Here is a 12,376-nt window from a genome sequence, read left to right on the forward strand (position 1 = left end):
AATTATTACTGAAACCTCAATCCCTGATCAGCGGCAAGGTTGTACAACGCAACAGTCCTTCCTGTTTCCCTATTTCGGCATAGGGCACCTCCTCTACGGTAAAGCCCTGTGCTCTTAACCATGAATTCAATCGCGTAAACCCCCTTTCGGAAATGACAACGTCCTCAGAAATGGAAAAGACATTGCTGTACATGTCGTACATTTCATCCCTCGTAATTTCAAAAACATGGTCCTTACCGAAGAAATCGACTAACCATTGGTATTCCGCTTCAACTAAAAATCCGTTTTTATGAATAATGGCCTTTCCTTTTCCCAGGGGATTGAAACAACAATCCAGATGCAGGGCATTTTCCCTTGGATCCGTATTGGATTTTCGCAATTGGAACGATTTCACGGTTTTATGCGGAAACAGGTCCTGAATGGCCATTACAGCCTCTTTATTTGTTCTGGCCGTTATATAATCGGCATAGTCTTCCCCGGCGTAGTACCCGACAAAAATATAGTCATTCCACGGCATCACATCACCTCCCTCGACATGGCATGCCTCCGGCAGAATGATCCTGTTTTTCCTGTCGATCTGATTCCAAACATAACGTATGGCCTCGACCTCATCCTCACGGTCGGGTAAAATGTTGGCTCGGATTATTTTATCATCTATGACAAAGGCAATATCCCTGCTAAAAATCTGATTGCAGTCCTCAATGACATTGGGCCTGTACACCGTAACATCGTATTTTTTGAATACTGCAGCTGCGGCCTCCATTTCTAAAATCATATCCTCTTCCTTCGGATAGGTCCCGTTCAGGACATGCTGAATGCTTTTTGGATCGTAACAGTCCTCGACCTTCGGTACGGGTCCGTTACTTTGGGCAGTCCCTAAAATGACAGCCCTTAACCTGGAGGTTTCGTTTTTTATGTTGAGTTTTAGCATAAATTCTACCAGCGCAATTCAAAAGTCAAAACTAAGGATAATTAATGCGCTATTTAAAATAAATTTACGAATAATGACCAAGAAAAGGAAAAGCTTCATGACATGAACATGAAGCTTTCAGATGATATAAATTCAAGGTCCTATCGTTTTTCTATAGGAACGAAAGGACGCGCTGTTTCTCCTACATAAAGCTGTCTTGGCCTGCCGATAGGTTCTTTATTCAATCGCATTTCAAACCATTGGGCAATCCATCCCGGTAAGCGCCCCAGGGCGAACATGACGGTAAACATATCTGTAGGAATGCCTAAAGCACGATAGATAATACCGGAGTAAAAATCGACATTAGGATACAGTTTTCGATCCACGAAGTATTGATCTTCCAGGGCTTCTTTCTCAAGTCCTTTGGCTATATCTAAAATGGGATCGTCGATACCTAAGTCATCAAGTACTTCATCGGCTGCTTTTTTAATGATGCGCGCTCTGGGATCGAAGTTCTTATAGACGCGGTGTCCGAAGCCCATTAATCGGAACGGATCATCCTTATCCTTGGCCTTGGCCATATATTTTTTGGTATCTCCACCGTCTTCCTTAATGGCTTCAAGCATTTCCAGTACGGCCTGATTGGCCCCTCCGTGAAGCGGACCCCACAAGGCGGAAATTCCGGCAGACAGGGACACAAACAAACCCGCATGTGACGAGCCTGTAATTCTAACCGTTGATGTGGAACAGTTCTGCTCATGGTCTGCATGGAGAATCAACAATTTGTTCAGGGCATCAACAATAACATCATTCTGAACATAATCCTCATTCGGCTGTTTAAACATCATTTTAAGCACATTCTCTACGTAGCCAAGATTCTTGTCACCATAATCCAGGGGCAGTCCGTGTTTTTTTCTGAAGGTCCAGGCGACCAAAACAGGAAATTTCCCAATGATCCTTACTATGGCCTTATAGGCCTCCTGCTCGGAATTAACATTGACAGAAGAGGGATTAAAAGCTGTTAAGGCACTTGTTAAGGAGGATACGATACCCATTGGATGCGCCGATTTCGGAAATGCATCGACAATTTTCCTTACATCGTCATCTACAACGGAGTAGGATTTAATGTCGTTATAGAACTTCTCATATTGCTCCTGTGTGGGAAGATCACCAAAAATAAGCAAATAAGCCACTTCGAGGAAACTGGCTTTTTCTGCCAATTCTTCAATAGAATACCCCCTGTATCTTAGTATACCATTCTCCCCGTCAAGGAAAGTGATTTTACTTTTACAGGATCCGGTATTTTTATAACCCGCATCTAAGGTAATGATGCCCTTGGTTGCACTTCTCAATGATGAGATATCTATTGCAACTTCATTTTCTGTTCCAGTAATAATTGGGAATTCGAATTTTTGACCATCTATTTCAATGGTTGCCGATTTTGCCATAAGTTCAAGAAAATTTATGTTATTAAGCAGAGTGCTAATTTACGAAATATATGCCTATTTTTAAAGTGGATAAGGCAGCTTTTAATCGATTTGAACTTTTTTTAATTCAGACTGAAAAGAAAAAAGCGATTGCTTTAAGAAACAATCGCTTTTTCAATACTATGTAAGGCCCTCTTATTTTACCTTAAAGGCTTTTTCCTGAGGAAAATAGGCCACATCGCCCAACTCCTCCTCAATGCGAAGCAGCTGATTGTATTTTGCCATACGATCACTACGCGATGCCGAACCGGTTTTTATCTGGCCGCAGTTTAATGCCACAGCAAGGTCCGCAATGGTATTATCCTCTGTTTCTCCAGAACGGTGCGACATGACCGATGTATAACCGGCATTCTTTGCCATATTCACCGCAGCAATGGTTTCGGTTAAAGATCCGATCTGATTCACCTTTATCAGTATGGAATTGGCTATACCATTTTCGATACCACGAGACAGACGCTCGACATTGGTCACGAACAGGTCATCACCGACCAACTGGACCTTATCCCCAACCAGTTCAGTCAGGTAAGACCATCCTTCCCAATCGTTCTCATCCATACCGTCCTCTATTGAAATGATCGGATATTTCGACACCAGCTCTGCCAAATATTCGGCTTGCTCCTTGCTTGATCGCACCACACCCGTATCGCCTTCAAATTTGGTATAATCGTATTTACCATCGACATAAAACTCCGCAGAGGCACAGTCTAAGGCAATTTTTACCTCATCTCCGAATTTATAGCCCGCATTCTCAACGGCTTTGGCAATGGTTTCAATGGCGTCTTCAGTACCGTCCAGAGTCGGTGCAAAACCACCTTCATCACCTACGGCCGTACTCAATCCTCTGTCGTGCAACACTTTTTTCAAATGATGGAAAATTTCGGTTCCCATCTGCATGGCATGGGTGAAGTCATTCGCTTTTACCGGCATGATCATGAACTCCTGAAAGGCGATTGGTGCATCGCTATGAGATCCTCCGTTAATAATATTCATCATGGGAACAGGCAATGTGTTTGCCGATACCCCTCCAACATATCTGTATAACGGTAATCCCAGCTCTGCAGCTGCAGCTTTGGCAGTGGCCAAAGACACCCCAAGAATGGCATTGGCCCCCAATTTGGATTTATTTGGCGTGCCATCCAAATCAATCATGATCTGATCGATAAGGTTCTGTTCGAAAACAGAAATACCAAGCAAGGCATCGGCTATGGTCGTGTTGACATTCTCAACAGCTTTTAAAACCCCTTTGCCCATATAGGTGTTTCCACCGTCCCTAAGTTCAACAGCTTCATGCTCCCCGGTTGAGGCACCGGAAGGTACCGCCGCTCTGCCCACGATATTATTTTCGGTTACAACATCTACTTCAACAGTTGGGTTACCCCTTGAATCTAAAATTTGTCTTGCGTGAATATTTAATATAGCACTCATAATTGGTTTGTTTATAAACTTTTAATACCCCCAAATTTACGACTAAATCTTAGTATTAACACGTAATTTAAGAACAAATACATGAAAACACACCTATAACGTTTTAGTGAAGTCTGAGGCTCTTTTACAACTTTATTCGACTACTGAAAGTTTGCTTTTTTTAATGTTTTCCAGGAACTGATCGAACAGGTATGCGGAATCGTGCGGGCCAGGGCTCGCTTCGGGGTGGTACTGCACTGAAAAACAATTCTTGCTTTTCATGGCTATTCCAGCTACCGTGTTATCGTTAAGGTGCAGGTGTGTTATTTCCAAATCCTCATGGGCTTCTGCCTCTTCCCGATTTACAGCGAAACCATGGTTCTGAGATGTGATTTCACCCTTACCGGTAATCAGGTTCTTAACAGGATGATTAATGCCTCGGTGGCCGTGATGCATCTTATAGGTGGATACCCCATTGGCCAATGCGATGACCTGATGGCCCAGACAGATACCGAACAAGGGCAAATCGCGCTTGATGATTTCTTTCGCTAAAGCCTGTGCATCCTTCAGAGGTTCCGGGTCACCAGGACCATTGGACAAGAAATAGCCATCCGGATTGAAGGCCTCCAGTTCTTCGAACGTCGCGTTATAGGGAAACACCTTGATGTAAACGTCACGCTGTGCAATATTTCTCAGGATGTTCTTCTTAATGCCGATATCCAGGGCCGCCACCTTATATGTGGCATTTTCGTTTCCAAAATAATAAGGGGTCTTGGTGGATACTTTTGAAGCCAGCTCAAGACCTTCCATATTAGGCACTTCAGACAGCTGCTTCTTGAGCTGTTCAATATTATCTACCTCTGTCGATATCACCGCATTCATTGCTCCATTGTCGCGAATATAGCTCACCAGAGCTCTGGTATCGACATCCGATATGGCGAAAAGATTATTTTTATCTAAAAACTCCTCCAAAGACGCATCTGCATTAACCCTTGAATACTCATAACTGAAATTCTTAACAATAAGTCCCGCTATCTTTACCGAATCGGATTCTACTTCGTCCTTATTGGTGCCATAATTCCCAATATGGGCATTAGTGGTTACCATTAACTGTCCGTAATACGAAGGGTCGGTGAAAATTTCCTGATAACCGGTCATTCCGGTATTAAAACAGACCTCCCCAAAGGCGGTTCCCTGTTTGTTACCTACCGCTTTTCCATGAAAAATGGTCCCATCGGCTAGAAGGACGATGGCTTTTTGTCGTTTTTGATATTTCATCTGTTAATTTTAATTCTAAGAATTCCCTTCCAGTCGGGAATGAAGTTTTACAAAATTGCATAAAAAAAAGGATAAACTAAAATAGTTTATCCTTTATATGTTAAACGTTTATCAACATTTATTCTTCTTCTTCGTTTGACGCTTTGGTCTCTACCGGAGCAGCCGCTGCCGGCTTCGATCCGCCTCTTCGACTTCTTCTCGTAGCCTTCTTTTTAGGTTTGTCGGCATTGTAGATCTCGTTGTAATCGACAAGCTCTATCATCGCCATATCGGCGTTATCGCCCAATCGGTTACCCAGTTTAATGATCCTGGTATACCCTCCTGGTCTGTCACCAACCTTGGCTGCAACCTCCCTGAACAATTCGGTTACCGCCTCCTTTTGTCTTAATCTGCTAAACGCTATACGTCTGTTATGCGTCGTATCTTCCTTAGATTTCGTAATGATGGGCTCCACAAATTGTTTCAAGGCTTTTGCCTTGGCGACTGTGGTGTTAATACGCTTATGCTCTATTAAGGAGCACGCCATATTCGCCAACATAGACTTTCTGTGAGCGGTCTTTCTACTTAAATGGTTGAATTTTTTTCCGTGTCTCATGACATTTGTTTTAAACCCTTGTCTTGCTACAACCCTGAACGCTCAGGGGAGCAAACTACAAAGGAGTTAGAAATAGTTAATCTTTATCTAATTTGTATTTGCTTAAATCCATTCCGAAGTTCAAGCCTTTAACGCTGACAAGCTCTTCAAGCTCTGTTAAAGATTTTTTACCAAAATTGCGGAATTTCATCAAATCGTTTTTGTTAAATGAAACCAGGTCACCCAAAGTATCCACTTCAGCAGCCTTCAAACAATTAAGTGCCCGAACAGATAAATCCATATCGATCAGCTTCGTTTTAAGCAACTGCCTCATATGCAGTGATTCTTCGTCGTAAGTTTCAGTCTGTGCAATTTCATCAGCCTCAAGCGTAATGCGCTCATCAGAGAACAGCATGAAGTGGTGAATTAATGTTTTTGCGGCCTCGGTTAAAGCATCCTGAGGCGTAATAGAACCATCGGTAATGATTTCGAAAACTAATTTTTCGTAATCTGTTTTTTGTTCTACACGATAGTTTTCTATACTGTACTTCACATTCTTTATAGGTGTATATATAGAATCTGTGAATATCGTTCCAATTGGAGCAGATGCTTTCTTGTTTTCCTCTGCAGGCACATAACCTCTACCCTTTTCGATCGTAATTTCAAGATTGAAATTTACTTTAGGATCTAAATTACAAATCACCTGCTCAGTATTTAAGACCTGGAATCCAGAAATGAACTTTTGGAAATCCCCGGCTAATATTTGCTCCTGACCAGAAATAGAAATAGAAACAGATTCGTTGTCAATATCTTCTATTTGTCTTTTAAAACGAATTTGTTTTAAGTTAAGAATGATTTCGGTAACATCTTCCACCACACCCGCTATCGTAGAAAACTCATGATCTACGCCTTCAATTCTAACCGATGTTATTGCAAATCCTTCAAGAGAAGATAATAAAACTCTTCTCAGTGCATTACCTACTGTTAATCCATATCCAGGCTCCAAAGGGCGAAATTCAAATTTCCCTTCAAAATCTGTTGAATTAATCATGATTACTTTGTCCGGCTTTTGAAAATTAAATACTGCCATATTTCAGATTTGTATCAGTTATTATTTAGAATATAATTCGACTATAAATTGTTCATTTATGTTTTCCGGAATTTGAATGCGCTCAGGAACGGCAACATAGGTCCCTTGTTTGGTATCGTTATTCCAGGTGATCCACTCATAAATGTGACTTGAGTTCGCAAGTGAATTCTCAATTGTCTCAAGTGATTTGGATTTTTCTCTGACAGCAACAACATCTCCGGCCTTTAACTGGTAAGATGGAATGTTTACCAAACTACCATTTACGGTGATGTGTCTGTGAGAAACCAATTGTCTTGCTGCACTTCTTGAAGGGGCTATACCCATTCTGTACACCACGTTATCCAATCTAGATTCACAAAGCTGCAACAGAACCTCACCCGTAATACCTTGTGCTGCTCTTGCTTTTTTAAATAAATTTCTAAACTGACGTTCTAAAATACCATAGGTGTATTTTGCCTTTTGCTTTTCCTGCAGTTGGATAGCGTACTCCGATTTTTTACCACGTCTTCTGTTGTTACCGTGTTGACCCGGAGGGTAATTTCTTTTTTCGAAAGACTTATCGTCTCCAAAAATAGCTTCGCCGAATTTTCGAGCTATTTTAGTTTTAGGACCAGTATATCTTGCCATTTTAAATTGTTTTTTAAGAGCGATTATGAATTAAGGTCTTAATCTTATCCTTCGATAACCGTTGATCTCTTGTTGATACTTGTTAATAAATTAGTTGCTTATATAAAAGAAGCTGAAACACATTCAGCTTAAACTCTTCTACGTTTTGGAGGTCGACATCCATTATGTGGCAACGGCGTAACATCTATGATTTCTGTTACTTCAATACCCGCATTATGGATGGATCGAATGGCAGACTCTCTACCATTACCAGGCCCCTTAACATATACCTTAACCTTTTTCAATCCTGCCTCCAATGCTACCCCTGCAGCATCTTCAGCAGCTAATTGAGCCGCATAAGGCGTGTTTTTCTTAGAGCCTCTAAACCCCATTTTACCAGCAGAAGACCATGAAATCACATCGCCCTTTTTGTTGGTAAGTGAAATAATAATGTTGTTGAATGAAGCCGTTATATGTGCCTCACCAATTGCCTCAACAATTACTTTACGTTTTTTTGTACTTGTTTTTGCCATGTTCTTTTAGTTTCTAGTTGTTAGCTTTTAGTTATTGGAATCCTAAACTGTTACATTTCAGGCAGATTCTTCTAACCTCCAAATACTAATGACTAATGACTATTGTTTTAATGATTATTTCGTTGCCTTTTTCTTGTTAGCAACTGTCTTTCTTCTACCTTTTCTCGTTCTTGAGTTATTCTTGGTGCGCTGACCTCGTAATGGAAGTCCGGATCTGTGACGAATACCTCTGTAACACCCAATATCCATTAAACGCTTAATGTTCAACTGAGTCTCAGAACGCAATTCACCTTCTATCTTATAGGATCCAACCGCCTCACGGATCGCACCGATCTCGTCGTCCGTCCAATCCTGAACTTTAGTGTCTTCGCTAACTTTAGCTGTCCCTAAAATCTCTTTTGCTCTGCTTTTACCAATACCGTAAATATAGGTTAAAGCGATTGCACCTCGTTTGTTTTTTGGTATGTCTACACCTGCAATTCTTGCCATAATTACCCTTGTCTTTGTTTAAATCTAGGATTCTTTTTGTTTATTACGTAAAGTCTACCTTTTCTGCGCACGATTTTACAATCTGCACTTCTTTTCTTTACTGACGCTCTTACTTTCATAAGTTTCCTTTTTAAATGATACTGTAATTTTAGTATCTATATGTTATCCGAGCCTTGGTTAAATCGTAAGGACTCATTTCTAATTTTACCTTATCCCCTGGTAACAACTTAATATAATGCATACGCATCTTACCAGAAATATGTGCAGTCACAATGTGACCATTTTCCAGTTCTACACGAAACATGGCATTCGATAATGCTTCTATAATTGTTCCGTCCTGTTCTATTGCTGCTTGTTTTGCCATATTTTAGTTTTTAGTTGTTTGTCTTTAGATGTTAGTCCTGTTATTCTATTTTTAATGTAGTATAACGATTCCAACGCCTAACTACCAACGTCCATTTTCTAATTTTAAGCCACTGCCTTTCTGTTCTTTCCGGTTTTCATCAAGCCATCATAATGCCTATTGAGTAAATACGCATTTATTTGCTGCATGGTATCAATGGCAACCCCTACCATAATCAAAAGCGAGGTTCCTCCAAAAAACAATGCCCATCCCTGCTGCACATTCATAAGTTTAACAATGAAGGCCGGAAAAACAGCAATCAATGCTAAGAATATAGAACCTGGCAAGGTGATTTGTGACATTATTCTATCCAAATATTCAGAGGTTTCGGTACCCGGACGTATACCAGGAATGAACCCTCCACTTCGTTTTAAATCATCAGCCATTTTATTGGTCGGTACCGTAATCGCCGTATAGAAATAGGTAAACACGATGATTAAAAGTCCGAACACAAGATTGTACCAAAATCCGAATATATCAGAAAATTGGGTTTGCATCCAGGCACCCACCGCGGTTTCCTTCAATATGGCCGAACCTCCTATCAATCCGGGTACAAACATAATAGCCTGTGCAAATATGATCGGCATTACCCCGGAAGCATTCAGTTTTAATGGAATGTACTGTCTGGAACTTGCCATAACATTTCGTTCATAACCTCCTGATGCCGTCCTTCTGGCATACTGCACGGTAACTCTTCTAACAGCCATTACCAATAGTACAGACAGTAAAATAATGACGAACCAGATAACAAGCTCAAAAAGAATAAGCATGACATTATTTCCGTCCAACCTCGTGGCCGCATTTTGAATGAACGCCTGCGGTAAGGTGGCAATAATACCTACCATAATTAACAGGGAAATACCATTCCCAATCCCTTTATCCGTAATTTTTTCTCCTAACCACATCGCGAAAATACAGCCGGTAACCAAAATAATTACAGATGAAAAATAAAATAAACCTCCTGTTCCTAATAGGAAAGCCGACTGAGGAATACCCAATGCCGGTAAACTTGCTAAATAACCAGGTGCCTGTAACAAACAGATACCAATAGTCAGCCAGCGTGTAATCTGTGTTATTTTCTTTTGACCACTAGCGCCTTCCTTTTGCAGTTTTTGTAAATACGGAATGGCTATTCCCATTAACTGAACCACAATCGAAGCAGAAATGTAAGGCATGATACCCAAGGCAAACACCGATGCGTTTGCAAATGCTCCACCTGTAAAGGCATTAAGTAAACCTAATATACCGCCTTCTGTACTATCTGCCAAACCACTTAACTGTTCAGCATCTATCCCCGGTAAAACAACCTGTGCACCAAATCGGTAAACCAAAAGCAGACTCAACGTGACGATGATCCTGTTTCTGAGTTCTTCGATTTTCCAAACATTCTTTATAGATTCTATAAACTTCATGAATTGTAAAGTCTTATAATGTTATTGCCTCTCCTCCTGCAGCTTCAATAGCAGCTTTTGCCGAAGCAGAAAACTTGTGCGCAGAAACTTTTAACTTCGCTTTTAACTCACCGCGACCCAATATTTTGACCAAATCATTTTTATGCACCAGGCGATTATCAAATAAGGTATCGAAATCTACAGTATCCTTTACTTTCTTGTCATCAACCAATTGTTGTAAGGTGTCTAAATTAACGCCTTGATATTCCACACGATTAATGTTGTTGAAACCAAATTTAGGCACACGTCTTTGAAGTGGCATCTGACCTCCTTCAAAACCTATTTTCTTGGAGTAACCAGAACGGGACTTAGCCCCTTTGTGACCACGTGTAGCGGTACCACCCTTTCCGGATCCTTGTCCTCTACCTACTCTTTTGCCTTGATGTTTTACTGAACCTTCTGCAGGTTTTAAATTACTTAAATCCATTTTTTCAGTCTATATTTTTAAGCTTCCTCAACAGAAACTAAATGTGAAACTTTAGCAATCATTCCCAATATATTCGGTGTTGCCTCGTGTTCTTTAACTTGACCAATCTTTCTTAGACCAAGAGCTTCCAAAGTTCTCTTTTGTCTTTGCGTTCGATTGATTGCGCTTTTAACCTTTGTTACTTTAATCTTTCCCATTTTTCTAGTTTTTCAGTCGTTAGGTCGGTAGTCCTTACTATATACAGACTAAGGTCTAAAGACTATAGACTTATTTATGCGTTAAAAACTTTTTCAAGTGAAATTCCTCTGTCTCGTGCTATAGTATGCGCATCACGCAACTGCAATAAAGCATCAAACGTCGCTTTTACTACGTTATGCGGATTCGAAGACCCCTGTGATTTTGATAATACATCATGTACACCTACAGCCTCCAACACGGTTCTTACAGCACCTCCTGCTATAACTCCTGTACCAGGAGCAGCCGGAATGATATTTACTCTGGCACCACCATATTTCCCTTTTTGTTCATGTGGTAATGTCCCTTTAATAATAGGTATTCTAACAAGATTTTTCTTGGCATCCTCGACAGCCTTTGCAATAGCGCTGGCTACGTCTTTTGATTTACCAAGTCCCTGACCGACAACACCTGCTTCATCTCCAACAACCACGATTGCCGAAAAGCCAAATGCACGACCTCCTTTAGTTACTTTAGTTACCCTTTGTACACCAACTAAACGATCTTTAAGATCTAATCCACCTGGTTTTACTAATTCTGCACTTTTATATTTTTGAAACATATTTTCTTAGAATTTAAGTCCTGCTTCTCTAGCTCCGTCGGCCAATGATTTAACTCTACCGTGATATAAATAACCACCCCTGTCGAAAGAAATGGTTTCTACACCGGCTTTTAATGCTTTTTCTGCTAACGCTTTACCTACAAGAGCAGCGGTTTCTGTCTTGTTTGCTTTCGCAGCAGCGATATCTTTATCTCTCGAAGATGCTGCAGCTATGGTTTTCCCATTTACATCATCAACTATCTGAGCATAAATTTCCTTATTACTTCTGAAAACAGATAATCTGGGGCGTGCTGCCGTACCGGAAACCACCTTTCTTATTCTGTTTTTTATCCTTATTCTTCTTTCGTTCTTTGTCAATGCCATAACTAATTTATTAAGCTGATTTACCTGCTTTTCTTCTTATTTCTTCACCAACAAACTTGATTCCTTTACCTTTGTAAGGTTCAGGTTTTCTAAAACTACGAATCTTTGCAGCTACCTGACCTACAAGTTGTTTATCATGAGAGGTTAACTTCACGATAGGATTCTTTCCCTTTTCTGAAACCGTCTCAACCTTCACTTCAGGCGCTATATCCATAACGATATTGTGTGAAAAACCTAAAGCCAAATCTAATTTTTGTCCCTGGTTGGTTGCTCTGTAACCTACACCTACCAATTCCAATTCTTTGGTCCATCCTTTAGATACGCCTTCAATCATATTGTTGACCAAAGCTCTGTAAAGACCATGCTTTGCTCTGTGGTCCTTGGCATCCGAAGATCGCACCACCTGTACATTTCCTTCTTCAACTTTAATATCAACTGAATCGAACGGTTGTTCTAAGGTTCCTAGTTTTCCCTTAACAGTAATTACGTTGTCGTTTACGTCTACTGTTACACCTTCTGGAATGGCTACTGGATTATTTCCTATTCTTGACATTTCTTTTCGGTT

17 protein-coding genes are annotated in these 12,376 nt (G+C 40.6%); all 17 read right to left on the bottom strand.

The annotated features are described in order from the left end of the window. Positions 1-16 precede the first annotated feature (16 nt). Entirely contained in the window at positions 17-931 is a 915-nt protein-coding gene (locus MR041_RS00595) for a dimethylarginine dimethylaminohydrolase family protein (protein ID WP_242091644.1), read from the bottom strand. Between the two features lie 140 nt (positions 932-1,071). Further along, positions 1,072-2,358, bottom strand: a complete 1,287-nt coding sequence (locus MR041_RS00600; RefSeq protein WP_242091645.1) for a citrate synthase — start codon at positions 2,356-2,358, stop codon at positions 1,072-1,074. Positions 2,359-2,532: 174 nt separating this feature from the next. Next, positions 2,533-3,822: a phosphopyruvate hydratase gene (gene eno / locus MR041_RS00605; protein WP_242091646.1), complete on the bottom strand. Its 1,290-nt coding sequence runs from the start codon at positions 3,820-3,822 to the stop codon at positions 2,533-2,535. A gap of 132 nt (positions 3,823-3,954) precedes the next feature. Further along, the gene (gene carA / locus MR041_RS00610) at positions 3,955-5,079 is read right to left on the bottom strand and encodes a glutamine-hydrolyzing carbamoyl-phosphate synthase small subunit (protein WP_242091647.1); all 1,125 of its coding nucleotides are present in this window, start codon (positions 5,077-5,079) and stop codon (positions 3,955-3,957) included. Between the two features lie 118 nt (positions 5,080-5,197). Continuing rightward, positions 5,198-5,674, bottom strand: coding sequence for a 50S ribosomal protein L17 (rplQ, locus tag MR041_RS00615; RefSeq protein ID WP_242091648.1), 477 nt, complete (start codon positions 5,672-5,674; stop codon positions 5,198-5,200). A 76-nt stretch (positions 5,675-5,750) separates the two neighbouring features. Continuing rightward, positions 5,751-6,743, bottom strand: coding sequence for a DNA-directed RNA polymerase subunit alpha (locus MR041_RS00620; protein WP_242091649.1), 993 nt, complete (start codon positions 6,741-6,743; stop codon positions 5,751-5,753). A gap of 21 nt (positions 6,744-6,764) precedes the next feature. Then, entirely contained in the window at positions 6,765-7,370 is a 606-nt protein-coding gene (rpsD, locus tag MR041_RS00625; protein ID WP_242091650.1) for a 30S ribosomal protein S4, read from the bottom strand. A gap of 128 nt (positions 7,371-7,498) precedes the next feature. Next, on the bottom strand, positions 7,499-7,882 hold the full coding sequence (gene rpsK / locus MR041_RS00630) for a 30S ribosomal protein S11 (protein ID WP_242091651.1): 384 nt from the start codon (positions 7,880-7,882) through the stop codon (positions 7,499-7,501). A 114-nt stretch (positions 7,883-7,996) separates the two neighbouring features. After that, complete coding sequence (gene rpsM / locus MR041_RS00635; protein ID WP_242091652.1) at positions 7,997-8,371, bottom strand: 30S ribosomal protein S13; 375 nt, start codon at positions 8,369-8,371, stop codon at positions 7,997-7,999. A gap of 2 nt (positions 8,372-8,373) precedes the next feature. Beyond that, positions 8,374-8,490 (bottom strand): type B 50S ribosomal protein L36, encoded by a 117-nt coding sequence (ykgO, locus tag MR041_RS00640; protein WP_013305171.1) that lies wholly within the window; start codon positions 8,488-8,490, stop codon positions 8,374-8,376. A gap of 29 nt (positions 8,491-8,519) precedes the next feature. Further along, positions 8,520-8,735 carry a translation initiation factor IF-1 gene (infA, locus tag MR041_RS00645; protein ID WP_007094967.1) on the bottom strand — a complete coding sequence of 72 codons (216 nt, stop codon included), beginning with the start codon at positions 8,733-8,735 and terminating at the stop codon, positions 8,520-8,522. A gap of 104 nt (positions 8,736-8,839) precedes the next feature. Further along, on the bottom strand, positions 8,840-10,186 hold the full coding sequence (gene secY, locus MR041_RS00650; protein ID WP_242091653.1) for a preprotein translocase subunit SecY: 1,347 nt from the start codon (positions 10,184-10,186) through the stop codon (positions 8,840-8,842). A gap of 13 nt (positions 10,187-10,199) precedes the next feature. Then, complete coding sequence (gene rplO, locus MR041_RS00655) at positions 10,200-10,652, bottom strand: 50S ribosomal protein L15 (RefSeq protein WP_242091654.1); 453 nt, start codon at positions 10,650-10,652, stop codon at positions 10,200-10,202. A gap of 17 nt (positions 10,653-10,669) precedes the next feature. Further along, positions 10,670-10,849, bottom strand: a complete 180-nt coding sequence (rpmD, locus tag MR041_RS00660) for a 50S ribosomal protein L30 (RefSeq protein WP_242091655.1) — start codon at positions 10,847-10,849, stop codon at positions 10,670-10,672. A 74-nt stretch (positions 10,850-10,923) separates the two neighbouring features. Continuing rightward, positions 10,924-11,448: a 30S ribosomal protein S5 gene (gene rpsE, locus MR041_RS00665; RefSeq protein WP_242091656.1), complete on the bottom strand. Its 525-nt coding sequence runs from the start codon at positions 11,446-11,448 to the stop codon at positions 10,924-10,926. Between the two features lie 6 nt (positions 11,449-11,454). Next, a complete protein-coding gene (gene rplR / locus MR041_RS00670; protein WP_242091657.1) occupies positions 11,455-11,811 on the bottom strand; it encodes a 50S ribosomal protein L18 in 357 nt (118 codons plus the stop codon). A gap of 10 nt (positions 11,812-11,821) precedes the next feature. Continuing rightward, entirely contained in the window at positions 11,822-12,364 is a 543-nt protein-coding gene (gene rplF / locus MR041_RS00675; protein WP_242091658.1) for a 50S ribosomal protein L6, read from the bottom strand. Between the last annotated feature and the right edge of the window lie 12 nt (positions 12,365-12,376).

Origin of the sequence: Aestuariivivens sediminicola, assembly GCF_022662015.1 — a bacterium.
Lineage (GTDB): Bacteria > Bacteroidota > Bacteroidia > Flavobacteriales > Flavobacteriaceae > Aestuariivivens > Aestuariivivens sediminicola.